Here is a 26,258-nt window from a genome sequence, read left to right as displayed (position 1 = left end):
TTGATTAGGGTGCAAATATAATAATTAAAATTCTGATTTTATTCGCCTAAAGTCTTGGATAGGACATTAAGTTAATTTAATAATTCTTTAGCATGCGCAATAGCTGATGAAGACATTTCTGAACCTCCAAGCATTTGAGCAATCTCTACAATACGATCATCATGATTTAATTTAATCAAATTGGTTTGAGTTATCTCATTAACATCTTCTTTAAAAACTTTAAAATGTGAATGCCCTTTAGCTGCAATTTGTGGTAGGTGTGTAATAGAAAATACTTGCATGGTTTTACTCATTTGCAACATAATATCGCCCATTTTATTCGAAATTTCTCCAGAAACACCAGTATCAATCTCATCAAACATAATAGTTGGTAATTGAATATATTTTGTTAAAACAGATTTTATAGCTAACATAATTCGAGAAAGCTCACCTCCTGATGCAGCTTTTTTCAACTCATTAAAACTTCCACCTTTATTTGCTGAAAACAGGAATGATAAATCATCTTTTCCGTTAGCATAAAACATATCACTTTCTAAAACGCTTATTTCAAACTGCGCATTTGGCATTCCTAAATCTACTAAAATAGTTTCTAATTGTTTTTTTAACTCTGGAATAACTTCAGAACGATTTTTATGAATGGTCTTAGAAATAACATTTAATTCACTTTTTTTTGAATCAATTTCTATTAGTTTCTTTTTAATCGTTTCGTCTAAATTTTCGGTAACTAAAACTTTGTCTTCAAGTTGATTTTTAATTGTAATTAATTCTGAAACATTAGCTGCTACATGTTTTTGCATCAAACTATGAATCGTTTTTAACTTAGCATCTACAACTTCTAACCTCTTTGGATCGGCATCTAAGCCATCTTGTAATTGATCAACTTCACTAAATAAATCATCCATATCTATCAAGCTACTATGAGCTCTATTGAATAATTCTTGGTACTTTGAAGACATACCAGATAGCTTTTGTAACGTATTTTTTAATAAGGTAAGCGACGTTATAACACCCATTTGTTCATCACTTAAAAGCTGATAAGCTTCAGCAAGTTTTTCTTGAATACCTTCAATATTATTAAGGGTTTCGTATTCTTCTTCTAAAGTTTCAACCTCACCTTCTACTAAATTAGCTTCTACTAATTCGTTTAATAAAAAAGCGTTATAATCATGCTCCTTAATGGCTTCTGCTTGAAAAGTTATAAGTTCTTTATAGTCTTTTTGAAGCGTTTTATAAGCCTTTAATTCTACTTTATAATTTTGAAGTAAATCTTCATTTTTCGCCAAAGCATCAATGACCTGAAATTGAAAAGCGTTACTAGTAAGTTGCAAGGTTTGGTGTTGCGAATGGATATCTATTAAACGCTCTCCAAGTAATTGCAAACTTGTTAAATTAACAGGCGAATCGTTTACAAAAGCTCTAGACTTTCCAGAAGGCAAGATTTCTCTTCTTATAATAGTTTGCGTTTCAAAATCAAAATCTTCAGCATCAAAAAGTGATTTTAAATTATAATTTGAAATATCAAAAATTGCTTCAATAATGCATTTTTTCGAGTTGTCTTTTAGGCTACTCAAATCAGCACGCTTCCCTAAAATTAAGGATAAACCACCTAATAAAATAGATTTACCAGCACCGGTCTCTCCTGTTATTATGGAAAGTCCGTTATTAAAATTGACGTGAAGATTATCAATTAAGGCGTAGTTTTTTATAGATAGTGAAGTTAACATGTCTTTAAATAATTTTCATAATAAAATATGCTACATGTATTTTCTGCAACCGCAAAACAACCCACTTAAAACTTAATATTTTGCCATTTGCTATTATGCATGGGTGCAATTCTTCGTAATGTTTCTTTTAAACTAGCTATGTTTACATTTGGACCATCTGTAAAAATTTGTTCAATTTCTTCAGCCTTAGCATCAAAAAACGTTCGAAGTAAAAAAGAGTTTGGTCTACGGCTATTCATGGCTTGTAATGTAATTAATGAAGTTGCAATTTCTTCCTTACCAGCTTTAACATCTTTACTCATAATATCCAAACCACTTCTGTGGTAGCTGTATAGCACAGTTCTGTATTCCTTAAAGGTAGGCGACAACACATTGTCGATAAGTGTGAATTTACTTTGCAATCCGTCTTCTAACTTCCAGCCTTTAAAATTTCCTTGCTGCGAATAATTAGTAATTATTTGAGCTTGCTTATAATATTCATCGCCACCTTTGGCTTCAAAAGAATCCGCATCAATGCCCAAAATCATATTTATATGAAATGCTAAAACAGAAATTAAATTAGATTCAAATTGTGTGGCATTGTAAATTAAATTCTGAAATTCAAGATATTTAAAATTGAAATCTTTATCGTTGAAATTGTAAATAGGTGAACTTAAAGAAGAACCGTAAATTGGTCGAGAAGACTGAACTTGTAAAGTAGCTTGAAAATTTTCACCACTATAATTAATAATATTTATAAACATATTACAATTAATACGCTCTTGATCTTTAAACGTTTTTTTAGTCCATTTTGTATTATTAATAAACTCTGTAAGCTGTTTTTCAAGGGTTTTGAATATAGGAAAATTTTCATTACCCGTTTGTTCTGCATTTACAACAACATTGCAATTCAGCTCTTGTGAATACCCCTTTAATCCTAGGCAAATTATTAATACAACTATAAGATTACGCATCAATTTCTTTTATAATTTTGTTTAATAAATCTTTAGCTACTTCTGTTTTCGATTTTAATTGAAATTCCGTAATATGTTCTTTATTATCAATAAAAGTTACTTTATTCGTATCGGTTTTAAAGCCTGCTCCTTTATCATTTAACGAATTTAAGACAATTAAATTTAAATTCTTTCTTTTTAATTTTCCTTTTGCATTTTCTAATTCATTATTAGTTTCTAATGCAAACCCAACAAGATATTGTTGCTTTTTAATAGCTCCTAACGACGCTAAAATATCTTTTGTTTTCTCTAACTCCAAAGTTAACGTATCTGACTTCTTTTTTATTTTCTGAGACGCGACTTCTTTTGGTTTATAATCTGACACTGCCGCAGATAAAATAGCAATGTTTGATGTTTCAAAATGTTTATATACTTCATCATACATGCTTTGAGCATTTACAACAGGTTTAACATTTATTAGAGCATGAGATACTTTTTGATGTGTTGGACCAGTAACTAAAATAACCTGAGCCCCTAAATTAGCAGCTACTTTAGCAATTTCAAATCCCATTTTACCACTAGAGTGGTTACCAATAAAACGAACAGGATCAATAGCTTCGTAAGTGGGACCCGCAGTAATTAATACTTTTTTTCCACGCAGCGGAAGTTTACCTAAAACATCTTGTTGTATAAAAGCTAATATAGCCTCAGGTTCAGCCATTCTACCCTCACCTACTAAACCGCTTGCTAATTCTCCACTAGTAGCCGGAATCATAATATTACCAAAGTTATTCAGTCTCTCAAAAGAACGCAGTGTAGAAGGATGCTTATACATATCCAAATCCATTGTCGGCGCAAAATAAATAGGACATTTAGCAGATAAATAAGTAGCTAATAATAAGTTATCGCAAACACCATTTGCCATTTTAGATAAGGTATTAGCTGTTGCTGGTGCTACTACAAATAAATCTGCCCATAATCCTAAATCTACATGATTATTCCAAACGGCATTATCATCTTCTTCATTTGTAAAAGAAGAATACACAGGATGCTTAGATAGCGTTGATAATGTTAAAGGAGTTACAAAATCTTTAGCAGAAGGCGTCATAACAACTTTTACTTGAGCTCCAGATTTTATAAATAACCTAACTAACGAAGCTGTTTTATAAGCAGCAATGCCACCTGTTACGCCTAATAGAATATTTTTTCCGTTTAGTATACTCATAAAAACCTTTGTTTAATAACCAAACAAACTCCAATACCATTTAAAAAAAGGCATTGGAGTTTATTTAATGGTGTTTAAATTTAGAAATTATTCTTGAGAATCCTCGTCTGTATTTCTAAAATAAATTTTATCTGTTAACCATTCTTGAACAGCTAAAGCATGAGGTTTTGGTAATTTTTCATAAAATTTTGAGACCTCAATTTGCTCTTTATTTTCAAAAATTTCTTCTAGACTATCATTGTAAGTAGCAAATTCTTCTAACTTATCAATAAGTTCTTTTTTAATCTCTGTGTTAATTTGATCTGCACGTCTTGAAATGATTGAAATTGACTCATAGATATTCTCTGTTGGCTCATCTATTTGATTTCTATCATACGTTACCGTATTAACAGGAGCATTAGTTTTTTTTAAATCCATTCTTATTATAATTTAACTTTTTGTGCTGTAACTTTTTAGTTGATTGTTTATAGCTGATGCCATTTCATTAACATCTTCCATATATTTTGAATTGGCATAACTCTTTTTGAATGCCTCAGAATATTCTTTTGCAGTCTCTAACCGTTCTTTTTTTAAGTATACCATTCCGTTTTGAAGTGTATTCTTATATTCTACACTTCTAATTGCTAATTTATATGCAGAATCTAATCTATAAAACAAGGCGTCTTCACGCAATTTAGAGCCAGGGAAATCAAATATAAAATTATCAAAAGATCTTACTGAGGCAGGATAATCTGATATTAGGTTATATTGTTTAGCTATTCCATAAGCCTTTTTTTCAAGCTTAAAATCTAGTTCTTGAATTAATGTATTTGCTTCCGAAACATATTCTGATTCTGGAAACAAATTAATAAATTCTTGAAGTTTTTCAATAGCATCTTTTGTTTCTGTTTGGTCTTTACTAAATACGGGAGAGAGTTGGTAATAACTTTTTGCACTAATAAATGAGGCTTCTTCTAACTTCTCACTCTTTGGATAGCTTGATGCAAAACGCTCAAATTGATAACCAGCTACATAATAATCATGCATTTGGTAAAATGTATTTGAATATAAATACATTAATTTTTCAGCTTGTGGTTTACCTCTGTAATTAGGAACAATTTGAGCAAAAAGCTTATTAGCCTTAGCAAATTTACCCTCGTTGTATAAGGCTTCTCCAATTTTAAATTTTTTAGCTATAGCATCTTCTCCTTCAGCCTTTAAAGCCTTTTGATATTCGTTACAACTACTTAAAAAAGTAAAAGCAATTAGTATGTAAAAAAATTTAGTCATAGATTTTTTAATACAGCACGCAAAAATACGCTATTAATATGGATTTTAAAAATATTATTTTAAGGCTAAAATAGTAGCATAATGCTAGCAATTAAAAGGTTTAAGTAATATTTAACAAACTAAAAGGCATTTACAAAATCTGTAATTTTTGCTTTTAAGTTAATTGATGCTGTAACTAAAGGTAATCTAACCGTATCTTGACATAAATTTAAAGCTTCAAAAACAGCTTTAATTCCTGCTGGATTATTTTCTTCAAAAATATAACCTATAATATCTATAAGTCTATTATGGAGTTTGTAAGCTGCCTTATCGTCGCCCTTTAACCCTAATCGAATCATATTAGAAAATTCTTTTGGAAACGCTTGCCCAATCACAGAAATAACACCCGATCCCCCAGCTAGGGTAACCGCTAGAGCTAAATCATCATCACCAGATAGTATTAAAAAATCTTCTGGTTTATTTTTTATTAGCTCTAAATATTGAGCCATATTATTTCCAGCTTCTTTAATAGCTACTATGTTGTCAAAATCTTTAGCTAACCTTAAAGTTGTATCAGCCTCAACATTTTTTGAAGTACGCCCAGGGACATTATATAGTATGATATCTATCGGCGAAGCTTCAGATATAGCCTTAAAATGCTGATAAATACCTTCTTGAGTTGGCTTACTGTAATATGGCGAAACTGATAAAATGGCATCAATACCACTTAAATCGGTAGTTTTTATTTCTTCTATAACAGCCATAGTATTGTTTCCACCAATACCTAGAACTAATGGTAATCTGCCATTATTAGCCCTAGAAATAGTATCAATTACTTCCTTTTTTTCTTGCTTAGTAAGTGTTACGCTCTCCCCTGTTGTTCCACAAATAACGAGGTAATCTGTACCATTTTCAACATTATAATTTACAATGTTAGTTAATGCATTATGGTCTATACTCAAATCAGAATTAAATGGTGTAACCAAAGCTACTCCAGTTCCTACAAACTTACTATTCATTATTACTTAATTTTTTTAAAAATGTTTAGATATTTAAAAACTTCCTCCTTAAAAAGGTTAAATTGTTTCAAATTAGTTTTGATAATTAAATCATTTAAACGCTCATCAGATTGTAAAATTCCAATTTTAAATTTAGATTTAGATTGGGCTGTAATCAATTTTAACTCCAAAATTTCTTTTTCATAATAGCTGATTAATACGTCAAATTCAGTATCTATAAAAGATTGTAATTCAATGTTTTTAATAATGCCTTTCCAACCGAAATCTTTTGGATTATAACATTCATCCCATGAATTTAAATCGTTTTTTTTACTTGGAGAATACGCTATAATTTTTAATTTATTTGGCCTTACCTTAATATATTCAGCAAGTTTCCTAAACGCTTCAAAATCATCAATTTCATCAATATTCAAGATAACACCTAAACTTATAACTCTGTTATTATTAACATTTACTGTGCGTTCTGCTAACAATTTGTTTAAGTACTTTTTATTAGATTTTTCTCTTAAACCCTGCAAAATCATTTATCTTTATACTTTGCGCAAAGGTAGCAAAAGTACATTCAAAAATTAGCTTTATAGATGAGGTTTACACATTTCTTTTTTTTGTTATATTTTTTTGTTTTTCTAAATTGTAAAGAAGAAAAACTCCAACTCTCAAAAATTGAAGGCGTACAAATTGAAATTACTGATGCTCTTACTGTTAATTCTGAAATTGAAGCCTTTATTAAACCCTACAGGAATCATATTAAAAAAGATTTAGACAGTGTTTTAGCCTTTTCATATGCAACCTATTCAAAAAATGATGGCAAGTTTAATACCGCAATTGGCAATTTTATTGCAGATGCTGTCTATAGTGAAGCAAATCCAATATTTAAAAGTAGAACAGGAAAAGACATTGATATGGTACTGCTAAACCATGGTGGTATAAGATCGACTTTAAACAAAGGAAATATATCAAAAAAAACAGCCTTTGAATTAATCCCATTTGAAAATAGTGTTGTTATTATAGCGCTAAAAGGCACTCAAATGAATAGCTTAATTGATTATTTACGCAAAATGAAAACAGCACATCCAATCTCTAAATTAAATTTAATTTTAAACAAAGATTTTGAGGTTGTTGAGGCAAAAATAAAAGGAGAAGACATTAAAAATAGTAAAACTTATTTCGTGGCCACTAACGATTATCTTTATAACGGTGGCGACAATATGCGTTTTTTTAAACCAAACGATAGTGCTTATTATTTAAATTATAAAATCAGAACTATTTTAATAGATAAATTCAATAAAATGGACACCATAAAACCTGTTATTGATAACAGATTTATTCAAATAAAATAAATTATGAAGCGTAGAGATTTTATTCAACAAACAACTGCAGGAGCTGCTCTAGTTAGCTTAGGAGGTTTAGGGTTACAATCTTTTGAAAGCGCTTCAAAATTCACTAAAATCACCATTCTCCATACAAATGATGTACATAGCCATATTGATGCTTTTGGTCCAGAAAACGAAAAACACCCCAACCAAGGAGGTGTTTCAAGACGCGCCAGTTTAATTGAATCTATTAGAAAAGAAACCCCAAATACACTATTATTAGATGCTGGTGATATTTTCCAAGGAACCCCCTATTTTAATTACTATGGTGGTGAGTTAGAGTTTAAATTAATGAGTAAATTAAAGTATGATGCGGCAACTATTGGTAACCATGATTTTGATAATGGCATTGATGGTCTGTACGCACAACTTCCGCATGCAGAATTTCAATTTATAACTGCTAATTATGATTTTTCAAATACCGTTTTAGATACGCACACAAAACCCTATAAAGTGTTTAGAATAGCTGGTGTTAAAATAGGTGTTTTTGGCTTAGGAATTGAGCTTGATGGACTGGTTGACTCCGCCATGTTTAAAGAAACCAAATATTTAGACCCTATTGAAATCAGTCAAGACATGGTTCGTGTTTTAAAAACAGAAGAAGCTTGTGATTTAGTAATTTGTTTATCTCATTTAGGCTATCATTACAAAAATGAATTAAATAAAATTAGCGATTTATCTTTGGCTAAAGCAACTAAAGACATCGATTTAATAATTGGAGGACATACCCATACGTTTCTTCCAAAACCAACCGTAGTTAAGAATATTGATGACAAAAATATGCTAGTTAATCAAGTTGGATGCTATGGTATTAATTTAGGTAGAATCGATTTTTATTTTGATTCAAACAAGAACAAATCTGCAAACGGAACATCTATTTTTGTTTAGACACTTAAAAGAATTGTTAAGAAATTCAGGTTATAACGTCTAAGTTTTTAACTAAACAATCCTAACATGAAAAAATATACCCCTCTAACTTTACGGCTCATTGTAGCCATTATTTTAATTCAGACCTTACGATTCAAATTTTCTGCACACCCCGATAGTGTTTACATATTTGAAACCATTGGCTTAGAACCCATAGGAAGAATAGCTATTGGCATTTTAGAGGGTATTGCTGGAATACTTTTACTTATCCCAAAAACGGTTTGGATGGGAGCTATTTTAACTTTAGGTGTTATAGGTGGAGCAATCATGATGCACTTAACACAATTAGGAATTGAAGTGAAAAATGATGGAGGTTTACTTTTTATTACAGCTTTGTTAACATTTACACTAACTGTAGTGATTCTTATTTTACATAAAAAAGACATTCCATTTTTAAATAAAACATAACCATTATTCTGTAATAAAATACTCTTTTTCTTTATTAACAACATTTAATAATTTTGATTGTTGATAAAAGAAATAAAAGGCACCAAGAGCTAAAGTTGTAGCTAAAAAGTTTAAAATACATCTTTGAGTTATATAAATATATGCTACATCTAATACCTCAGAAAACACAATACATAAAGCCCCTAAGAACAAGTAAAGCGACTTGATATTATCATTATAAAAATAATTTAACAAAGCCATAGATAATAATATAAGCAATACTATATTATAAACCAGTTCTAAATAATAATCACTTTCAAATACCAGATTCGGGTTAATTATAGCATGCAAAACATATAATAAATAAGCATTTAAAATTGTTAAAACTAAAAAATGCAATTTGAAATTTTTAATAACATATTTAAAATCAAGTGATTTTCCAATTTTGATTATTAAAAATATATACGCAAATATATATAATGCATTACCAAAATAATATTGAAAATCGTAAAGCTGTTGTGGGTCATTATAAGACAAATTATCAAGCACTACTCCCAAAACATCAGATAAAGAATAGAATATCAAAAACAATAAAAATAATTTGCTTTTCCTTTTAACAAAAAATATATAAATAACTGTTATTAGTGGCACAATAAAAGAATGAAAATAATATGCCAACGTTTCATTACCGCTAAATTCAAAAATAGCAAATAAAACGTAGCATACTAAAACAAATCCGACCAAGACTTTCGACTTGTACATATTAGTAATTTATTATTGAAGTACAAATATATACAAATTTTACAATTAAACGTTAAAAACTTACATTTAATCGATAAAAAACTGAAATTAATCTACTTTTTGTAAGAATTCATTCTCTGAAATCAGTGGTATACTAAGTTTGTCAGCCTTTTCTTTTTTACTTGGCCCCATATTATCACCTGCAACTATATAGCTTGTTTTTGAAGAAATAGAACTACTCACCTTTCCTCCGTTATCTTCAATAATTTTTTTAAGCTCAGTTCTCGAAACTGAATGAAAAACTCCAGAAACAACAACAATATCGCCTTTAAGCAATTCTGTTTGCCCACTGAGTGCTTCGGCAGACATTTCTAACTGAACACCAAAACCTTTCAATCTATTAATTGTATCTATATTTTCTTCTGAAGCAAAAAAAGCAGTCACACTTTCTGCTATTTTAATTCCGATTTCATCTACATTAATCAATTCTTCTTGTGATGCAGCAATTATCGCATCAATATTTTTGTAATGTTTAACTAGTTTTTTTGCAACAGTTTCTCCTACATATCGAATTCCTAATGCAAACATAACACGCTCAAAAGGAATATTTTTGGACTGCTCAATACCTTGAATCAAGTTATCCGCACTTTTTTCAGCCATACGTTCCAATGGAATGATTTGCGCTTTAGTTAATTCATATAAATCTGAATAATTTGTAATTAAGCCTTCATTTACTAACAGCGCTACAGTTTCTCCTCCTAATCCATCAATATCCATAGCTTTTCTAGAAATAAAATGCTGAATTCTACCAATAATTTGAGGTTTACAACCATTATAATTAGGGCAATAGTGTTGTGCTTCACCTTCTTGTCTAACTAGTTCTGTTTCACATTCAGGACATTGAGTTAGATAAATTGTAGGTTCAGAATTTGCTGGACGCTTACTTAAATCTACTCCAAGAATTTTTGGAATAATTTCACCTCCTTTTTCAACATACACTTCGTCTCCTACGCGTATATCTAGTTTCTTTATTTGGTCGGCATTGTGTAAAGAAGCTCTTTTTACAGTAGTTCCTGCTAATTCTACAGGTTCTAAATTCGCCACAGGTGTTATAGCTCCAGTGCGCCCTACTTGGTATGTAATACTATTTAGTTTTGTTGAAACTTGCTCCGCTTTAAATTTATAAGCCATAGCCCATCGGGGCGCTTTAGCAGTATACCCTAACTCTTCTTGTTGTTGTAAATTATTTACTTTAACAACGACACCGTCAGTCTCGTATGGTAAATTATGACGATGCACATCCCAATATTCAATAAATCCTAAAACTTCATCTATAGAATGTGCTAATTTAGCTGCCTCAGGCACTTTAAAACCCCATTGTCTTGCTTTGTCTAGACTTTCAAATTGTGTTTTAACACCTAAATTAGTACCTGTTAAGTTATAAAGTAAACACTCCAAAGGACGTTTAGCCACCTCTGCACTATCTTGTAATTTTAAACTTCCTGACGCTGTATTTCTTGGGTTTCTATAAGGTTCTTCTCCAATTTCAATGCGTTCTTCATTCATTTTATTAAATCCTTCAAACGGCAAAACAATTTCACCTCGGATATCAAATTTAGGTGGATAATCGCCTTTTAATTGCAAGGGTACCGATTTAATGGTTTTTATATTTGCGGTTACATTATCGCCTTGAAACCCATCTCCTCGGGTAACTGCTTTTATTAAGTTACCATATTCGTAGGTTAAACTTATTGATGCGCCATCGTATTTTAACTCACAGGTATATTGAATATCGCCATCGACTAATTTTTTAATACGCATTTCCCAATCTTCTAAATCGTCTTTCGAATAGGAATTATCTAAAGAATACATACGATGCTCATGCACAGTAGTTTCAAAATTCTTGGTTATAGTCCCTCCTACGCGTTGCGTTGGCGAATTAGCATCAAAAAACTCAGGATGTTTAGCTTCTAATTCTTGAAGTGTTTTCAATTTAACATCAAAATCATAATCTGAAATGGTCGCATTATCAAGTACATAATAATTATAATTGTGCGCTCTTAATTCGTCTCGAAGGTTTTGTATTTTTTTTTCTATAATATGCATTAGCGTTTTATCCCTTTTATCATTCTATCTTTTTTGAAGATATCTTGTTTTAATTCTATATCTCTAAAATTATTATCATTTAGCAATTCAATCATATTCTTCCCTAAATATTCATTGATTTCAAAATACAACATGCCCTGTTCTATCAAATTTGATACTGCAAAGTGGGTTATGGCTTCATAAAAAATTAAAGGATTTTCATCTTGTACAAATAACGCTAAATGTGGTTCGTTATTTAAAACATTAGGTTTCATAAACGTTTTCTCTTGCTCGCGTATGTAGGGCGGATTGGATACAATAATATCAAATTTTAAATCCTGTACATGCCTAATTTTTAAAATATCAGCTTCAACAAACTCAATATGAACAGCATTAAACTCGGCATTATATTTTGCTATTTTTAACGCTTTTGTAGAAACATCCAAAGCATAAACTTCAGCATTGGGTAAATTTTTAGCTAACGCAATAGCAATGCATCCACTTCCAGTACCAATATCTAGAATTTTAATATGCTTACTATGGTCTGCCTGTTTTATAACGCGTTCAACCAACTCTTCCGTTTCTGGTCTTGGTATTAAAACATTTTTGTTGACTTTAAAAGGTAAACCGAAAAATTCCGTTTCTCCAATTATATATTGAATTGGTTTTTGTTGTTGTAATAGCTCTAAAGCTTTTAAAATAGATTCAGTATCATCTATCGTATAATCAGGCTCAATAACTAAAGTGATTCTTGGGATGTTATAATAATGATCAATTAGCATGTAAAAGAAACTATTTACCTCTTCCGAAGGGTATATAACATCCAATTCTTGATGAAATGTGCTTTTAATTTCTTTTAGTTTCATTTTACAAATTCAATCTTTTAAATCCTTTAACATCCAAACACCACAAGAATAGTGACCTGTATTCCCTAGCGCTCCTTTTAAATGCTTAAAACCATAACTTTCATAAATATGAATAGCAGCTTTAAGTTGTGGCGCAGACTCTACATAACACTGTTTGTAACCCAATTTCTGGGCTGTTTGTATACATTTTTCAAACAATGCTTTACCATAACCTTTCCCTCTTACTTTTGGAGAGAAATACATTTTTTGAATTTCGCATATCTCATTTTCAAAATCTGTTAACGGTTTTACACCGCCGCCGCCTAAAATTTCACCATTTAAATCAATAACATAATATATATCGTTAGTATTTTGATAAGACTCATACATTTTTGGAGTTTCAGAATCTGAATATGCTGTACCTTCTAAAGGTATTTTAAACTCATAAAAGCACGCTCGAATAACTTGTTCTAATTGTACATTATCCTGAGGTTCAATTTCTCGTATAACTATAGTATCTTTAACCACTTTAATTGGTACTTTTGAGGTAGTGAAGATACGTTAAATAGAAAAAAACTAGAATGAAAAAACTTATAATCTTATCAACAATTTGCAGCTTATTCATGAGCTGTTCTATAAATGAAAAACCACAATTTATTGCTATAGAAAACATTAAGGTTTTAGAATCGACTTCTAAATATATCACTTTTTCTGCTGATGCTCATTTTATAAACCCCAACGACATTAGTGGTGAATTACAAACCGATGAGATAAAAGTTTTTGTAAATAACAATGAAATGGCATCAGTTTCCACAGAAAGCTTCCAAGTACCGGCAAAAAAAGAATTTTCTATTCCTTTAAAAACAAATATTCCAACTGATAGTATATTTAGCAACAAAAGTATTGGTGGCTTAATAGGAAGTTTATTTAGTAAAAAAGTAAAAGTGCAATATAAAGGTGAAATAAAATATAAAGTTTTAGGCTTTTCTCATTACTATAATATTGACCAAACCGAAGACGTAAAAATTAAATTTTAGTATTGAATATTCATGAAACTTACATAAAACGCTGCCTTGAAATTGCAAAAAATGGTTTAGGCAACACGAGACCAAATCCTATGGTTGGTAGTGTTATTATTCACAATAATACTATTATTGGTGAAGGTTTTACTCATCCTTACGGGGGAAATCATGCCGAAGTAAATGCGATAAACTCAGTTTCAAATAAAAATTTATTAAAAGAGGCCACGCTATATGTTACTTTAGAACCCTGTTCGCATTTCGGAAAAACACCACCTTGCAGTGATTTGATTATTAAACACAATATACCAAACGTAGTTATTGGTTGCATTGACGATCATGAAAAAGTTGCCGGCAAAGGCATTGAAAAATTAAAAAATGCTGGCTGCCATGTCACTGTTGGAGTTTTAGAAAATGAATGTAAAAACCATCATAAACGCTTTTTTACATTTCATAATAAGAAACGGCCTTATATTATTTTGAAATGGGCTGAAACTAATGATGGTTTTATTGCTCCAGAATATAAAAATGAACAAAAACCAGTTTGGATTACAAACTCGTTTTCCAGACAATTCGTTCATAAATGGCGTACAGAAGAGCAAGCTATTTTAGTAGGAACAAACACGGTTCTTGAAGACAACCCAAGTTTAACAACTAGAGATTGGGCTGGTAATAATCCCATAAGAATAGTTATAGATAAAAATGAAAAGCTCTCAAAAAAATATCCCGTTTTTAATGCTGAAGCTGAAAGTATTTTAATTTCGAAAAACAATATCGATTTTTCAAAACATATAGCGAAACAGATATGCAATCTACTATTCCAAAAAAGCATCAATTCGGTGATTATTGAAGGTGGCGCAAAAACACTTCAAACCTTTATAGATGAAAATCTTTGGGATGAAGCTAGAGTTTTTAAAGGTCAAGTTAAATTTGAAAAAGGTGTAAAAGCACCCAAACTTAAAGGCAGGCTAATGTCTGAAATAAACATAATTACTGATACTCTAAAAATATATAAGAATGATTAAAGCCCTCATTTTCGATTTTGGCAATGTATTCATTAATCTAAATATTGAAGCAGCACATAAGCATGCTTTAGAAATGTTTCAAATTGAAGAGCTTTCAGAAGAAATGTTAGGATTCAATAGCTTTTATGAACAAGGGCTAATTTCTACAGATGAATTTCTTGAGTTCTACTCTGATAACTTCCCAAAATTATCAAAAGAAGAACTTATCAATATTTGGAATTTCATGTTAAAAGATTTTCCACAAAGGCGATTGAATTTTTTAAAAGAACTCCAACAATCTTCAAAATACAAATTGATTTTATTGAGCAATACCAATGTGCTCCATATTGATTACATAAAAAAACATGTTCCGTTTTATGAAGCGTTTAAAAATTGTTTTGATGCTTTCTACCTTTCTCACGAAATACAGTTGGTAAAACCGAATCAAGATATTTTTGAATTTGTTTTAAACGAAAATAAGCTCAAAGCTGAAGCCTGTGTTTTTATAGATGATAATAAAGATAATATTGACGCTGCAAATGCTTTAAACATTAAAACATGGCATATTAACCCTGAAACAGAAGATGTAATCAACTTATTTACTACAAGAAAAGAATTGTTTTTATAATGATTAAATTTAATGGAAAACGATATTTACAAAACCATTACAAAACCTTCGGAAGAAGTTTTATTTAAAGATAAAAATTCTAAGTTTTTTGGTTATGCATTTCCAGTAAAAACAGAGGAAGACACTAAATTTCATTTAGAACTTCTAAAAAAGCAACATCACCAAGCCAGACATTGGTGCTATGCGTACCAATTAGGAACTGAAACTATAACGTATCGAGCTAATGATGATGGCGAACCAAACAATAGTTCAGGAATGCCAATTTATGGTCAAATTCAATCTTTTGAAGTTACCAATATTTTGATTGTTATTGTGCGTTATTTTGGCGGTGTTAAATTAGGTGTTGGAGGTTTAATAAACGCCTATAGAACAACTGCACAAATGGTTCTTGAAGGATCTGATATTATTGAAAAAACCATTAATATTGACTATTTAATTTCTTTTGATTACAAAAACATGAATACCGTAATGCGTGTTATAAAAGAAAACCAGCTTACTATCATTCATCAAAAACTAGAGATGGATTGTAGGATAACTATTGCTGTAAGAAAAAATAACGCTGAACTAGTTTTTAATATGTTTAACCATATTTATGAAGTTGAAATAAAAAAACTATAAATTAATTATCAATTAAGTCCAAAATATACTGAGGCGCTTTAATTGGTTTGTTTGTTTTCGTATCAACAAACACCAAAACCGTACTTGCAGTAGTCAAAATCTCACCCGTTTCATTAGTTATTTCATATTCAAATTCAATCTTAGCTGTGGGTCTATTTTTTAGTTCAGTTTTTACATTAATTACATCATCATAACCAGCTGATTTTTTATAGTTTATAGCTAATGAAACAACTGGTAACATGATACCATTTTCTTCCATAGATTTATAAGAAACCCCTAATTTCCTCAACCACTCAATACGGCCCATTTCAAGATATAATGCATAGTTACCGTGATATACTACACCCATTTGGTCTGTTTCACCATATCTCACTCTAATTTGTATTTCATCGATTTTCATAAGTTTTATTGAATATTTTTTTGTAGTTTCGAAAAGTGTTAAACATGAGGAAATATTTCTTAAAATTCAATAGTAAATCATTTTTTTTTTAAGAATTTTATTCACATATTTGCCGCGTATTAAAAGGGGGATATGAAAAGTCATTTTTCATATATAATATAATCAACAAATACTACAAAATATAAACATGAGTGTAACTGTGGAATCGGTATGGGGAAATTGTTTGGAATTCATAAAGGATAACATTCAACCGCAAGCATACAAAACTTGGTTTGAACCAATAAAAGCAGTTAAACTTACTGATAAAGCTTTAAGCATTCAAGTACCTAGTAAATTCTTTTACGAATGGCTTGAAGAGCATTATGTCAAAATCCTTAAAGTTTCACTTACTAAAGAACTAGGAGAAACTGCCAAACTTGTTTACATTATTAAAATGGAAAACACCTATGGCAACAAGCAGCCTTTTACTGAAAAAATTCCTAGCTCCAATAGAGGTGCATTAAAATCTCAAGATGTTGATGCTCCTTTAAATAATAAAAGCCCAGAATTACGTAATCCGTTTGTAATTCCTGGTATTAGAAATGTAAAAATTGAATCTCAGCTTAATCCAAATTATAGTTTTGAAAATTTCTTAGAAGGCGATTCTAATAGATTGGCGCGTAGTGCTGGATTAGCAGTGGCGAATAAACCAGGTGGCACATCCTTCAATCCATTACTAATATTTGGGGGTGTTGGTTTAGGAAAAACACACTTGGCACATGCTATTGGTGTTGATATTAAAGATAAATATCCAGAAAAAACAGTTTTATATATTTCTGCTGAAAAGTTCACACAACAATATATTGATGCTGTAAAAAAGAATAATAGAAATGATTTTATTCATTTTTATCAAATCATCGATGTTCTGATTATTGATGATGTACAGTTCTTATCAGGAAAAACGGGAACACAAGATGTATTTTTCCATATATTCAATCATTTACATCAAAATGGGAAGCAAGTTATTTTAACTAGCGACAAGGCACCTGTTGATATGCAAGATATCGAGCAACGTTTATTATCACGCTTTAAATGGGGGTTATCTGCAGAATTACAAAATCCTGATTTCGAAACTCGTGTTTCTATATTAAAAAACAAATTATATCGTGATGGTGTTGAAATGCCTGAAGATATTATTGAATATGTTGCTAAAAACATTAAATCTAATGTTAGAGAACTTGAAGGTGAAAACATTTCATTAATTGCACAATCATCATTCAATAAAAAAGAAATCACTCTTGATTTAGCACGTATTATAGTTGAAAAATTTGTAAAAAACACCAAACGCGAAGTTTCTATAGATTATATCCAAAAAATAGTATCTGATTACTTTCAAATGGATGTTGATACTTTACAATCAAAAACTAGAAAGCGCCATATTGTTCAAGCACGTCAATTAGCCATGTTTTTTGCTAAAAAATTAACTAAAGCGTCTTTAGCAAGTATTGGGTCTCAAATTGGAAAACGCGACCATGCCACTGTTTTACATGCCTGCAAAACAGTAGATAACTTATCTTCAACTGACAAACAATTCAGAAAATATGTTGAAGACATCACGAAAAAACTTTCTGTTTAAATAACCGCATCATGACTAAAATTTTGATGGTTTGCCTAGGAAACATTTGTCGTTCTCCTCTAGCTGAGGGTATATTGCAATCAAAACTTTCAAAAGATTTCATAGTAGATTCTGCAGGAACCGCTAACTATCATGTAAATAGTACGCCTGATAAACGCTCTATTGCAGTGGCAAGAAAATACGGATTGGATATTTCAAACTTAAGAGGACGTCAATTTGATATTTCAGATTTCGACCTTTTTGATTTCATATATGTTATGGACGAATCTAATTTTCAAAATGTGGTTAAGCTAGCAAGAAATGCCGAAGATATTGCTAAAGTAAAATTAATTTTGAATGAAGTCCACCCAGGAAAAAACTATGAAGTTCCAGACCCGTATTATGGAGGGGATAATGGTTTTGAAAATGTATATCAAATGCTAGATGAAGCTTGTGATAATATTGCTAAAAACGTATTGTAGACTAAATGAATAATCAAATTGGCAAATTATATCTTATACCAACAACTCTAGGTGACAACGAACCCTTAGAGGTTTTACCGATTACAGTTAAAGATGCCATTGATAATATTGACACCTTTATTGTTGAAAATGACAAAACAGCAAGACGGTTTATAAAAAAAATTAGCCCAGACAAATCACAGCCTTCGCTAAAAATGTTTCATTTAAACAAGTTTACAGAGGAATCTGATTTACCGTCGTTTTTAAACCCTTGTTTAAACGGCACTAATGTTGGCTTATTATCTGAAGCTGGCTGCCCTGGTGTTGCTGATCCTGGTGCTGATATAGTAAAATTAGCACATCAAAAAAACATAAAAGTTGTTCCTTTGGTTGGCCCGTCTTCTATTTTAATGGCTATGATGAGCTCTGGTATGAATGGCCAAAGCTTTACGTTTAATGGCTACCTGCCTATTGATAAAGATGCACGTAAGAATGAAATTAAAAGACTAGAACGATTATCATTTGAATATAATCAGTCTCAAATATTTATTGAAACACCTTATAGAAATAATAAGATTCTAGAGGTTTTATCTGCAGTTTTAGAAAACAATACCAATGTCTGTGTGGCTTGTGATATAACTTTAAGTACTGAGTTTATAAAAACACAATCTGCAAATCAATGGAAAAAAAATAAGGTAGACCTCCACAAGAGACCTACCATATTTATTATTCATAAAAGCTAACTAAAAACCTAAATAGCTTTTGCTCTCTGATTAGGTTTAACAAAAGATGTATCGTACCCTGAAAAACGCTTCATATAATAATGTACTGTAGTACCGTATCCATCAGCAAAATTATCTAGACCGTAACTTCTTAAGTATTTTTTCACACTTCCAGGACCTGCAAGGTGCGCAGCCGCTAGTATTCCAGATTCTGTTATTATGATTCCGTTGATTCGTTTTCCAACAAAATTCTTTATATCGCGTCTTAAAATCCATTTGTTACGAGCTGCATTTGCAATAAATGCTTTTTCTTGTAATTTAGGATTCGTTAAAAACTTTTCAGGATTATTTATCCCAATAAGTTTTAAAGTTTCAGAACCAAATTGATATTTACCTAAATACCCATACGTATTTACTGATGCATAATCGCCACCAGACTCTTTAAAAGCCAAAGCTTCTTTAAAACCAACAAATGATTTCCCTAAATAAGGAGAAAACTCAAAATCAGAATCAGTTAATAGAGATTGATTTTCATTCACAATAGCATCAATGCTTACTGTGTAATTTAAGTTTAAGCCTTCTGTAGAATACTTACTTAAACCAATAGTTTCATTAGATTGAAACGATACATACAATAGAACTAATATTGTAAGCGTCAATGACGTGTAACTTGCAATATTCCTTATCATAATTTTAAATTTTTTCAGTATATTATTTTTAATAAATACACCTTGAAATTTGAGGGCGCAAAATTAAACTTTTTTTAAATAACTTCAAAATTAATCGTTTATGTGCTATTTTTAATTGTAGAATAGATAAAATACAGCTCTTTTTTTATTGAATTCTATGGTGGGAAGCGGTATTTTTATCATATTAAAAACATCAAAAATAGACCTTAACAATTTTGAATTTGTCCTAATCGCATTCAAATTTAAATCAAAACTTAAATAATACTGCCTGTAACGCTGATTAGTTGTTAACAGCTCATTGTCAACATCTTTTGTTCCAGAGAGCATCCCTTCTCCTCCATAGCCTACAGCCACATTTAACCATTTAGGAATTTTACTCTCTTTAAAAAATGCATGTAAATTAGCACTAAGCCAATAGGTTTGCCCATTGTAGTCTTTCAAGATTTGCTCTAAGTAGGTTTCTCCAAGCTTATCTGGACGTCGATTTGCATATTTTGTTTGATGAAAAGAGTATTTTAAGGCAATTCGTTGTTCTTTCCAAAGTAATTCTTGACCAACATAGAGACTTGTTCCTGCGCCATTAGCTAAAATATCTCCCCATGAAAACCCCCATTCTGAAGAATACCCATCTAACATTTCCACAGCTGATAAAAACGTAAATCCTAATGTTGCTCCATATAATAATTGGTCGCGCTCACTAACCCCACTCCAGTTTAATAATTGAGCCCCATGTTTCCCGAGTTGATAAGATGTAAAAACATGACCTAACTTGTCCATTTGTAACCACTCACTATTATCATTAATGGTCTGGAATTTTGAGCGCTCAAAATCAGCATACCAAAGTTGATTAAGTCCAATAAGGGTTAAAGCTCCTAAAGAAGCCTCTGCAAGAATTACAGCATTACGCCTAGTTTTATTTAGCGTATCACTAGGAGTTAAAAAGGTATCTAGTTTAGATTGTGAAAAAGAAACTATTGGTAATAAAATAAAAAGAATAATATGTTTTATTACCGAAAAACGCACTATTTATTTATCCCTTGAGATGACAAATACCTATGGTATTCTCTAGCATTTACATTATGCTGCGCTAAATTTTTTGCAAATTTATGGAAGCCAAAATTTTTAGCATCGGCAGCAAAATATAAGTATTTGTGGTTTTCATGATTTAATACTGCATTTATTGCTGAGATATCTGGCATAGCAATTAATCCTGGTGGCAAACCTCTATTTTTATATGTATTATAAGGTGATTCTATTTCTTTATGAACATTTAAAACACGTTTTATAACCGTATTCTTATACTTTGGAAGTTGGTATGCTGCAAATTTTAAAGTAGGATCAGCTTGCAGTGGCATGCCTATTCTTAATCGATTTAAATAAACACCTGCAATTCTTGGTTGCTCTGAAGCTTGTTTTGATTCTTCATAAACTATAGAAGCCAGTGTAATAACCTGATCTTGAGATAAACCAATAGCATGCGCTTTTTTTATTCTAGTTTCTGTCCAAAAACGAGAATATTCTTTAAGCATTCTTTTACGGAAGGTTTCAGCTGAAGTATTCCAGAAAAACTCATAACTATTAGGCAAATACATCCCTAAAGCGGTTTCTGCTTTAAAATTATTTTTAGCTAAAAAAGAGTTGTCTTTCATAGCTTTTAAAAGCGAAATACTGTCTGCTTCAATTTGGCTAGCAACACGTCCTGCAAGCTTCTCTAAAGTTTCTTGGTTATTAAAAGACAATATAATTGGTAGGTTTCTACTTCTTATAGAATTTATAATATCATTGTTAGTCATTCCGTTTTTAATTTCAAAACGACCTGCTTTTATGTTGGTTGTGTATTTTTTTTGTTCCGCTAAATCATCAAAAGATTCAATATCTTCCAATAAAGGTTCTAATTGATTACGAACCACCTCATAACTTGCATTTGATGGAATATACAAATAAGCTATTTCATTATTAAAAGCTGTATTGGGTTTCAACATCGCCTTATAAACAAAATTTGCAAAAAAAGCAGCCACAATAAGGCCAATGACTAAAATTGCTAAAAGAATCTTTTTTATATACATTTAATTTTTAATAAGCTGAAATAAATATTCGTTTTTGAAAGAACCGTTTACATAGTTCCAATCTTTTTTAAGTCCAATTTTTTTAAATCCCTGATTAGAAAACAATTTTACACTCGCATCATTTTCTTCAGAAATATTGCAATATAATTGATGTAGATCTAATTGCGTAAAACTATAATCAATTAGTAATTTTAAGGCTTCACGACCGTAACCTTTTAATCTATCATGAGGTTCTTTAACTAAAACACCAACTCCTGCCCTTCTATGTTTAAAATCAAAATCGAATAAATCAATCATACCCAAAGCTACATTATCATAATCTGAAATAACCAAACGCAATTGCTTGACTTCAAAAATATCTTTATGCGCATGGTCTAAATACTGTTTGATTAAAAACTTAGAATATGGGGTGTTGGTATTACTAATTTCCCAGATGGACTCATCGTTTTCAATGGCATGTATAAACTCTAAATCTTCAGGCTCTAAAGCACGTAAATATATGTTTTCGCCTTTTAAAGTTATCATATAGACCCTTTATAAACAAATGTTGCAGGACCAATAAGCCACACATTTTTATAGATGTTATTTTCAACATTAAAACACACCTCTAATTTTCCACCTTCCACATTAAGGGTTACATGATTTTTTTCGGTTTCCCCCATATAATACATGGCAATAGCAACGGCGGTAACGCCTGTTCCACAAGATAAGGTTTCGTCTTCTACGCCACGTTCGTAGGTTCTTACTCTAAACGCTTCGTCGGTTTGTTTCTTAACAAAGTTGACGTTAGTACCTGCTTCATTATAAGGCGCACCGTAACGAATATTGGCCCCTTTAGCTTTTATATCGAAATCTTCAATATCATTTTCAAATTGTACGTGATGCGGAGAACCTGTATTTAAAAATATGTGATTTTTATAGGCTTCGACAACATCAACATCTTGCATTTGAAGCTTAACGGTACCATTAGCTATGGTTGCATGATGCAAACCATCAATGGCCTCGAAAATGGCTTTATCTTTTATAACGCCTAATTGTTTTGCAAATGCCACTAAACAACGCCCGCCGTTTCCGCACATAGAACTTTCATTTCCATCTGCATTGTAGTATACCATTTTAAAATCGTACTCTGGATGATTCTCTAATAATATGAGTCCATCTGCTCCTATGCCAAAACGTCTGTCGCATAAAAACGCGATACGTTTGGTATCATTTTTGTCGAATATTTGTTGACGATTATCAATCATCACAAAATCGTTTCCTGTGCCTTGGTATTTATAAAAGGTTTGTTGCATAATATGTTGCAAAGATAAAGAAGTGATTTAAATTTTTTGATGCTTAGTGAGAATTTTGGCTGGTACACTAAAAGCTTGTTGTTTTTGAATAAATTTGAATAGGAAGCGCGTTAGGGATAGCAGTGAAAAGCCCACAGGGAGGTACGACCGAGGACTTGTAACGGATAGCCCGACACTTGTGGTAACGCCCAAATAATTATTGAGAGTAGGGTTGTTAAATCGTCGTTAAAGTTGAATTTTTGATTCAATAAATAATTATTTTTAATCGTTAATAAAACTTAAACTGAAAATTATGAAGAAGATTTTAACACTAGTATTGGTTTCTGCGTTAGGTGGCATTTTTACATTAGGCACCTACAAACTTTATTTGGAAGAAGAGCAACCTATTTTGGTTTCGGCAGAAAATACAAACGCCACATTTTTACCTACCACTAATATGAATACCTTATTTAGTGCGGAGGATAAAATAGATTTTACTGTTGCTGCTGAAAACACGGTTAATGCTGTTGTACACGTAAAAAATGTAACGCTAAGTTCGGGACAATTTACGCTACAAGATTTGTTTTCTGGAAGACCTTCACAACGGGCACAAATGGGTACGGGTTCTGGTGTAATTATTAATGCTAATGGGTATATAGTTACTAATAATCATGTGATTAAAAATGCGCATGAATTATCGGTTACTTTAAATAATAATAAAACATACACTGCGGAATTGATTGGTGCAGATTCGAAAACGGATATTGCCTTACTAAAAATTGAAGCTGATGAGGAATTACCGTTTGTAACTTTTGCAGACTCTGATAATGCCAAAATTGGCGAGTGGGTTTTAGCTGTTGGGAATCCTTTTAATTTAACATCTACGGTTACTGCGGGAATAATTAGCGCAAAATCTAGGGATTTATCTGGTACAAGCAGACAGTCTTTTATTCAAACAGATGCTGCGGTAAATCCGGGTAATTCTGGGGGTGCTTTAGTGAATACTAATGGTGAGTTGGTTGGTATAAATACAGCTATTTCCTCTCAAACAGGCTCTTATGTTGGCTATTCTTTTGCGGTACCTAGTAATATTGCCAGAAAGGTGATTGAAGATATTATGGAATATGGCAATGTACAAAATGGTATTTTAGGCATTCAAGGGGGCGCTTTAAATAGTATGATGGCTGAAAAAATTGGTGTTGCAGATACTGAAGGTGTTTATATTGATAGTGTGGTTGAAGATTCTGGGGCTGATATTGGAGGTGTACAAAAAGGGGATATAATAAAAGAAATAGATAATATTAAAGTTTCTAAATTTTCTGATTTAACTGGGTATTTAAGTGCTAAACGACCTGATGATGTGGTAAGCTTAAAAGTGTCAAGAGATGGAGATATTAAAACGATACCTGTAAAACTTGCTAAAAATGATACATTTATGATGCCTTTAGTAGGTAGAATTAAGAATGCTAAATCTGCTGATTTGAAGAAGTTTAAAACGCCATATGGTGTAAAAATAACGGATTTAAATTCTCAGTATGCTGATTATTGGAAAAGAAATGGCATTGAAGAAGGCTGCATTATTACATCTGTAAATGATGTGAAAGTAAAATCTGTTGATGATGTTCAAAATGCCATTAAAAACACTGATTCTGATGCTTTAAGAATAGAGCTTATAAATTCTAACGGCGAAAAAGAGCGTTATAATTTTAGATAAAATAGTTCGTTTAACGAATTAATTAACCCTTCGAATGTTTAAATTTTCGAAGGGTTATTTTTTTATTATAATAGCTTACGAAAACGTTTGAAATATGGTGTTTTTACTATAATAATACTAAATAAATTTAATTATCATTTAGTACAAACACACCTCAAACTAAACTATTAAGCCATGGGTTCTAACAACACTTATGAAAAAGAACTAGCCTTTCAAGCAGATCGTAGAAAAGCAACGGTAGAATTTATTAAAGCTGTAAGTGATTTATGGTATGACAAATCGATTGAATTGGTACTCTTTAGAAACCAATTAATTGATAGAAATGTAAGTCAGATTTTAAGCTTACATGAATATGCTGCCCAATTTGTTCAAAAACCAATTTCAATTTTTGATTCTGTAGAAATTGCTCAAGCTATTAAAGCTCTGAATGTTCCTCCAGCAAAATTAGATATTGGGAAACTTACTTACGAATATCATTTAGAAGATAATAAACACAACAATGCCAAAGCATTTGTAGCCTCTAAGTTAAAAGATGCTCGTAAAAATGGAAGTATTAAACCAAAAGATGTTGTGCTTTATGGTTTTGGTAGAATTGGTAGATTAGTCGCTAGAGAGCTTATGACTAGAACTGGAAAAGGTAGCCAACTACGTTTAAGAGCTATTGTTACAAGAGGCGTTATTGACGCCCAGATACTTGAAAAAAGAGCTTCATTGTTACGAAACGATTCTGTTCATGGTGATTTTTCAGGAACCGTTTCAATTGATGCTAAAAAAAGCGCTCTGATCATTAATGGTACAACGGTAAAAATTATTACGGCAAATACACCTGAGGATATTGATTATACTAAATTCGGCATTAATAATGCATTAGTGATAGATAATACAGGTGCTTTTAGAGCTAAAGAAACGTTGAGTAAACATTTAAAATCTAAAGGCGTAGAAAAGGTTTTATTAACCGCACCAGGAATTGAAGTACCAAACATTGTATATGGCGTAAACCACAGAGAACATAATCCAGATGAAGTCAACATATTTTCTGCGGCATCTTGTACAACTAATGCTATTACGCCAGTTTTAAAAGCCATTGAAGATTCTTTTGGTGTTAAAAGCGGCCATTTAGAAACGATTCACGCATATACAAACGACCAAAATTTAGTTGATAATTTTCATAAAAAATACCGTCGTGGTAGAGCAGCTGCACTCAATATGGTAATAACAGAAACTGGGGCTGGAAGCGCTGTTGCAAAAGCTCTACCAAGTTTGGAAGGTAAATTAACTTCTAATGCTATTCGTGTGCCTGTTCCAAATGGGTCTTTGGCTATTCTTAATTTAGAATTAGAAACCAAAACATCACTTAATAGAATCAATACTATTTTAAAAAAATATGCTTTAGAAGGCGATTTAGTTGAACAAATAAAATATGTCACTAGTGTCCACTTAAAACAAGTTGAAAACCAGTTGATTAGTATTTAGTTCTTTGACATTATTGTAATCTGATTTCATAAGTAATTCATTTACAGGTGTTTTATCAAGTAATGATGCTGATAAAATTTGTATGATTTC

The 26,258-nt window shown here is 31.2% G+C and carries 29 protein-coding genes; 12 read left to right on the top strand and 17 right to left on the bottom strand.

What is annotated here, in order from left to right; all coding sequences use genetic code 11:
* Positions 1-71: 71 nt before the first annotated feature.
* The 7 genes from recN to P8K68_RS12855 all read right to left on the bottom strand — a co-directional run bounded on the left by recN (position 72) and on the right by P8K68_RS12855 (position 6,672).
* Entirely contained in the window at positions 72-1,724 is a 1,653-nt protein-coding gene (recN, locus tag P8K68_RS12885; protein ID WP_300251682.1) for a DNA repair protein RecN, read from the bottom strand.
* A gap of 65 nt (positions 1,725-1,789) precedes the next feature.
* Complete coding sequence (locus P8K68_RS12880; RefSeq protein WP_300251679.1) at positions 1,790-2,677, bottom strand: DUF4835 family protein; 888 nt, start codon at positions 2,675-2,677, stop codon at positions 1,790-1,792.
* Positions 2,670-3,881 carry a bifunctional phosphopantothenoylcysteine decarboxylase/phosphopantothenate--cysteine ligase CoaBC gene (coaBC, locus tag P8K68_RS12875; protein WP_300251675.1) on the bottom strand — a complete coding sequence of 404 codons (1,212 nt, stop codon included), beginning with the start codon at positions 3,879-3,881 and terminating at the stop codon, positions 2,670-2,672. Before coaBC ends, P8K68_RS12880 begins: the two co-directional genes overlap by 8 nt.
* 87 nt (positions 3,882-3,968) lie before the next feature.
* Positions 3,969-4,298, bottom strand: a complete 330-nt coding sequence (locus P8K68_RS12870) for a DNA-directed RNA polymerase subunit omega (protein ID WP_300251672.1) — start codon at positions 4,296-4,298, stop codon at positions 3,969-3,971.
* 12 nt (positions 4,299-4,310) lie between these two features.
* Positions 4,311-5,150, bottom strand: a complete 840-nt coding sequence (bamD, locus tag P8K68_RS12865; protein WP_300251669.1) for an outer membrane protein assembly factor BamD — start codon at positions 5,148-5,150, stop codon at positions 4,311-4,313.
* A gap of 119 nt (positions 5,151-5,269) precedes the next feature.
* A complete protein-coding gene (dapA, locus tag P8K68_RS12860) occupies positions 5,270-6,148 on the bottom strand; it encodes a 4-hydroxy-tetrahydrodipicolinate synthase (protein ID WP_300251667.1) in 879 nt (292 codons plus the stop codon).
* Positions 6,149-6,150: 2 nt separating this feature from the next.
* Positions 6,151-6,672 carry a hypothetical protein gene (locus P8K68_RS12855; protein WP_300251664.1) on the bottom strand — a complete coding sequence of 174 codons (522 nt, stop codon included), beginning with the start codon at positions 6,670-6,672 and terminating at the stop codon, positions 6,151-6,153.
* Between the two features lie 57 nt (positions 6,673-6,729).
* Here P8K68_RS12855 and P8K68_RS12850 point away from each other — a divergent pair, with 57 nt between their 5' ends.
* From P8K68_RS12850 to P8K68_RS12840, 3 genes are all read left to right on the top strand, one after another.
* The gene (locus P8K68_RS12850; protein ID WP_300251662.1) at positions 6,730-7,488 is read left to right on the top strand and encodes a 5'-nucleotidase; all 759 of its coding nucleotides are present in this window, start codon (positions 6,730-6,732) and stop codon (positions 7,486-7,488) included.
* Positions 7,489-7,491: 3 nt separating this feature from the next.
* On the top strand, positions 7,492-8,409 hold the full coding sequence (locus P8K68_RS12845; protein ID WP_300251659.1) for a metallophosphatase: 918 nt from the start codon (positions 7,492-7,494) through the stop codon (positions 8,407-8,409).
* A gap of 66 nt (positions 8,410-8,475) precedes the next feature.
* Positions 8,476-8,856 carry a DoxX family protein gene (locus P8K68_RS12840; RefSeq protein ID WP_300251656.1) on the top strand — a complete coding sequence of 127 codons (381 nt, stop codon included), beginning with the start codon at positions 8,476-8,478 and terminating at the stop codon, positions 8,854-8,856.
* Between the two features lie 3 nt (positions 8,857-8,859).
* Here the strand turns inward: P8K68_RS12840 and P8K68_RS12835 are convergent, their stop codons facing one another.
* The 4 genes from P8K68_RS12835 to P8K68_RS12820 form a co-directional block, all read right to left on the bottom strand.
* A complete protein-coding gene (locus P8K68_RS12835; protein WP_300251651.1) occupies positions 8,860-9,597 on the bottom strand; it encodes a hypothetical protein in 738 nt (245 codons plus the stop codon).
* A gap of 87 nt (positions 9,598-9,684) precedes the next feature.
* On the bottom strand, positions 9,685-11,682 hold the full coding sequence (gene ligA, locus P8K68_RS12830) for an NAD-dependent DNA ligase LigA (RefSeq protein ID WP_300251648.1): 1,998 nt from the start codon (positions 11,680-11,682) through the stop codon (positions 9,685-9,687).
* Positions 11,682-12,527 (bottom strand): peptide chain release factor N(5)-glutamine methyltransferase, encoded by an 846-nt coding sequence (prmC, locus tag P8K68_RS12825; RefSeq protein WP_300251645.1) that lies wholly within the window; start codon positions 12,525-12,527, stop codon positions 11,682-11,684. The genes ligA and prmC overlap by 1 nt, the downstream gene beginning before the upstream one ends.
* A gap of 9 nt (positions 12,528-12,536) precedes the next feature.
* On the bottom strand, positions 12,537-13,034 hold the full coding sequence (locus P8K68_RS12820; RefSeq protein ID WP_300251643.1) for a GNAT family N-acetyltransferase: 498 nt from the start codon (positions 13,032-13,034) through the stop codon (positions 12,537-12,539).
* A 53-nt stretch (positions 13,035-13,087) separates the two neighbouring features.
* Here P8K68_RS12820 and P8K68_RS12815 point away from each other — a divergent pair, with 53 nt between their 5' ends.
* Genes P8K68_RS12815 through P8K68_RS12800 form a run of 4 tightly spaced genes read left to right on the top strand, consistent with a single transcriptional unit; the run spans position 13,088 to position 15,775 of the window.
* Positions 13,088-13,543: a hypothetical protein gene (locus P8K68_RS12815; RefSeq protein WP_300251641.1), complete on the top strand. Its 456-nt coding sequence runs from the start codon at positions 13,088-13,090 to the stop codon at positions 13,541-13,543.
* Positions 13,544-13,545: 2 nt separating this feature from the next.
* On the top strand, positions 13,546-14,550 hold the full coding sequence (gene ribD / locus P8K68_RS12810) for a bifunctional diaminohydroxyphosphoribosylaminopyrimidine deaminase/5-amino-6-(5-phosphoribosylamino)uracil reductase RibD (RefSeq protein WP_300251639.1): 1,005 nt from the start codon (positions 13,546-13,548) through the stop codon (positions 14,548-14,550).
* Positions 14,543-15,157 carry an HAD family phosphatase gene (locus P8K68_RS12805; protein ID WP_300251638.1) on the top strand — a complete coding sequence of 205 codons (615 nt, stop codon included), beginning with the start codon at positions 14,543-14,545 and terminating at the stop codon, positions 15,155-15,157. Before ribD ends, P8K68_RS12805 begins: the two co-directional genes overlap by 8 nt.
* Before the next feature lie 12 nt (positions 15,158-15,169).
* A complete protein-coding gene (locus P8K68_RS12800) occupies positions 15,170-15,775 on the top strand; it encodes a YigZ family protein (RefSeq protein WP_300251636.1) in 606 nt (201 codons plus the stop codon).
* Position 15,776: 1 nt separating this feature from the next.
* Here P8K68_RS12800 and P8K68_RS12795 read toward each other — a convergent pair whose 3' ends face one another.
* On the bottom strand, positions 15,777-16,175 hold the full coding sequence (locus tag P8K68_RS12795) for a thioesterase family protein (RefSeq protein ID WP_300251634.1): 399 nt from the start codon (positions 16,173-16,175) through the stop codon (positions 15,777-15,779).
* 187 nt (positions 16,176-16,362) lie between these two features.
* Between P8K68_RS12795 and dnaA the strand changes: the two genes are divergently transcribed.
* From dnaA to P8K68_RS12780, 3 genes are read left to right on the top strand one after another with little or no spacing between them, the layout of a single operon-like run.
* Positions 16,363-17,790 (top strand): chromosomal replication initiator protein DnaA, encoded by a 1,428-nt coding sequence (gene dnaA / locus P8K68_RS12790; protein ID WP_300251631.1) that lies wholly within the window; start codon positions 16,363-16,365, stop codon positions 17,788-17,790.
* A gap of 11 nt (positions 17,791-17,801) precedes the next feature.
* Complete coding sequence (locus P8K68_RS12785) at positions 17,802-18,251, top strand: low molecular weight protein-tyrosine-phosphatase (RefSeq protein WP_300251629.1); 450 nt, start codon at positions 17,802-17,804, stop codon at positions 18,249-18,251.
* Between the two features lie 5 nt (positions 18,252-18,256).
* On the top strand, positions 18,257-18,973 hold the full coding sequence (locus P8K68_RS12780; protein ID WP_300251627.1) for an SAM-dependent methyltransferase: 717 nt from the start codon (positions 18,257-18,259) through the stop codon (positions 18,971-18,973).
* An 8-nt stretch (positions 18,974-18,981) separates the two neighbouring features.
* On the opposite strand, the gene P8K68_RS12775 is transcribed toward P8K68_RS12780, so the two are convergent.
* The 5 genes from P8K68_RS12775 to dapF all read right to left on the bottom strand — a co-directional run bounded on the left by P8K68_RS12775 (position 18,982) and on the right by dapF (position 23,002).
* Positions 18,982-19,641, bottom strand: a complete 660-nt coding sequence (locus P8K68_RS12775) for a peptidoglycan-binding protein LysM (RefSeq protein WP_300251624.1) — start codon at positions 19,639-19,641, stop codon at positions 18,982-18,984.
* 111 nt (positions 19,642-19,752) lie between these two features.
* Positions 19,753-20,664: a DUF2279 domain-containing protein gene (locus P8K68_RS12770; protein WP_300251622.1), complete on the bottom strand. Its 912-nt coding sequence runs from the start codon at positions 20,662-20,664 to the stop codon at positions 19,753-19,755.
* Positions 20,664-21,707, bottom strand: coding sequence for an endolytic transglycosylase MltG (mltG, locus tag P8K68_RS12765; RefSeq protein ID WP_300251620.1), 1,044 nt, complete (start codon positions 21,705-21,707; stop codon positions 20,664-20,666). Before mltG ends, P8K68_RS12770 begins: the two co-directional genes overlap by 1 nt.
* Positions 21,708-22,232: a GNAT family N-acetyltransferase gene (locus P8K68_RS12760; RefSeq protein WP_300251618.1), complete on the bottom strand. Its 525-nt coding sequence runs from the start codon at positions 22,230-22,232 to the stop codon at positions 21,708-21,710. It lies immediately after the preceding gene.
* The gene (dapF, locus tag P8K68_RS12755) at positions 22,229-23,002 is read right to left on the bottom strand and encodes a diaminopimelate epimerase (RefSeq protein ID WP_300251796.1); all 774 of its coding nucleotides are present in this window, start codon (positions 23,000-23,002) and stop codon (positions 22,229-22,231) included. Before dapF ends, P8K68_RS12760 begins: the two co-directional genes overlap by 4 nt.
* A gap of 292 nt (positions 23,003-23,294) precedes the next feature.
* Here dapF and P8K68_RS12750 point away from each other — a divergent pair, with 292 nt between their 5' ends.
* Complete coding sequence (locus tag P8K68_RS12750; RefSeq protein WP_300251616.1) at positions 23,295-24,695, top strand: trypsin-like peptidase domain-containing protein; 1,401 nt, start codon at positions 23,295-23,297, stop codon at positions 24,693-24,695.
* Positions 24,696-24,869: 174 nt separating this feature from the next.
* Positions 24,870-26,168, top strand: coding sequence for a glyceraldehyde-3-phosphate dehydrogenase (locus tag P8K68_RS12745; protein WP_300251614.1), 1,299 nt, complete (start codon positions 24,870-24,872; stop codon positions 26,166-26,168).
* The last annotated feature ends 90 nt before the right edge of the window (positions 26,169-26,258 follow it).

Origin of the sequence: Algibacter sp. (assembly GCF_029245835.1) — a bacterium.
In the GTDB taxonomy this organism is placed as follows: domain Bacteria; phylum Bacteroidota; class Bacteroidia; order Flavobacteriales; family Flavobacteriaceae; genus Algibacter_B.
The sequence above is the reverse complement of the archived record's forward strand: the minus strand, read 5'-3'. Positions and strand labels throughout refer to the sequence as shown.

What these genes read in the sequence shown, in the direction of transcription:
- recN (WP_300251682.1), bottom strand. Translation starts at nt 1,724, where the DNA reads ATGTTAACTTCACTATCTATAAAAAACTACGCCTTAATTGATAATCTT.
- P8K68_RS12880 (WP_300251679.1), bottom strand. Translation starts at nt 2,677, where the DNA reads ATGCGTAATCTTATAGTTGTATTAATAATTTGCCTAGGATTAAAGGGG.
- coaBC (WP_300251675.1), bottom strand. Translation starts at nt 3,881, where the DNA reads ATGAGTATACTAAACGGAAAAAATATTCTATTAGGCGTAACAGGTGGC.
- P8K68_RS12870 (WP_300251672.1), bottom strand. Translation starts at nt 4,298, where the DNA reads ATGGATTTAAAAAAAACTAATGCTCCTGTTAATACGGTAACGTATGAT.
- bamD (WP_300251669.1), bottom strand. Translation starts at nt 5,150, where the DNA reads ATGACTAAATTTTTTTACATACTAATTGCTTTTACTTTTTTAAGTAGT.
- dapA (WP_300251667.1), bottom strand. Translation starts at nt 6,148, where the DNA reads ATGAATAGTAAGTTTGTAGGAACTGGAGTAGCTTTGGTTACACCATTT.
- P8K68_RS12855 (WP_300251664.1), bottom strand. Translation starts at nt 6,672, where the DNA reads ATGATTTTGCAGGGTTTAAGAGAAAAATCTAATAAAAAGTACTTAAAC.
- P8K68_RS12850 (WP_300251662.1), top strand. Translation starts at nt 6,730, where the DNA reads ATGAGGTTTACACATTTCTTTTTTTTGTTATATTTTTTTGTTTTTCTA.
- P8K68_RS12845 (WP_300251659.1), top strand. Translation starts at nt 7,492, where the DNA reads ATGAAGCGTAGAGATTTTATTCAACAAACAACTGCAGGAGCTGCTCTA.
- P8K68_RS12840 (WP_300251656.1), top strand. Translation starts at nt 8,476, where the DNA reads ATGAAAAAATATACCCCTCTAACTTTACGGCTCATTGTAGCCATTATT.
- P8K68_RS12835 (WP_300251651.1), bottom strand. Translation starts at nt 9,597, where the DNA reads ATGTACAAGTCGAAAGTCTTGGTCGGATTTGTTTTAGTATGCTACGTT.
- ligA (WP_300251648.1), bottom strand. Translation starts at nt 11,682, where the DNA reads ATGCATATTATAGAAAAAAAAATACAAAACCTTCGAGACGAATTAAGA.
- prmC (WP_300251645.1), bottom strand. Translation starts at nt 12,527, where the DNA reads ATGAAACTAAAAGAAATTAAAAGCACATTTCATCAAGAATTGGATGTT.
- P8K68_RS12815 (WP_300251641.1), top strand. Translation starts at nt 13,088, where the DNA reads ATGAAAAAACTTATAATCTTATCAACAATTTGCAGCTTATTCATGAGC.
- P8K68_RS12805 (WP_300251638.1), top strand. Translation starts at nt 14,543, where the DNA reads ATGATTAAAGCCCTCATTTTCGATTTTGGCAATGTATTCATTAATCTA.
- P8K68_RS12800 (WP_300251636.1), top strand. Translation starts at nt 15,170, where the DNA reads ATGGAAAACGATATTTACAAAACCATTACAAAACCTTCGGAAGAAGTT.
- P8K68_RS12795 (WP_300251634.1), bottom strand. Translation starts at nt 16,175, where the DNA reads ATGAAAATCGATGAAATACAAATTAGAGTGAGATATGGTGAAACAGAC.
- dnaA (WP_300251631.1), top strand. Translation starts at nt 16,363, where the DNA reads ATGAGTGTAACTGTGGAATCGGTATGGGGAAATTGTTTGGAATTCATA.
- P8K68_RS12785 (WP_300251629.1), top strand. Translation starts at nt 17,802, where the DNA reads ATGACTAAAATTTTGATGGTTTGCCTAGGAAACATTTGTCGTTCTCCT.
- P8K68_RS12780 (WP_300251627.1), top strand. Translation starts at nt 18,257, where the DNA reads ATGAATAATCAAATTGGCAAATTATATCTTATACCAACAACTCTAGGT.
- P8K68_RS12775 (WP_300251624.1), bottom strand. Translation starts at nt 19,641, where the DNA reads ATGATAAGGAATATTGCAAGTTACACGTCATTGACGCTTACAATATTA.
- mltG (WP_300251620.1), bottom strand. Translation starts at nt 21,707, where the DNA reads ATGTATATAAAAAAGATTCTTTTAGCAATTTTAGTCATTGGCCTTATT.
- P8K68_RS12760 (WP_300251618.1), bottom strand. Translation starts at nt 22,232, where the DNA reads ATGATAACTTTAAAAGGCGAAAACATATATTTACGTGCTTTAGAGCCT.
- dapF (WP_300251796.1), bottom strand. Translation starts at nt 23,002, where the DNA reads ATGCAACAAACCTTTTATAAATACCAAGGCACAGGAAACGATTTTGTG.
- P8K68_RS12750 (WP_300251616.1), top strand. Translation starts at nt 23,295, where the DNA reads ATGAAGAAGATTTTAACACTAGTATTGGTTTCTGCGTTAGGTGGCATT.
- P8K68_RS12745 (WP_300251614.1), top strand. Translation starts at nt 24,870, where the DNA reads ATGGGTTCTAACAACACTTATGAAAAAGAACTAGCCTTTCAAGCAGAT.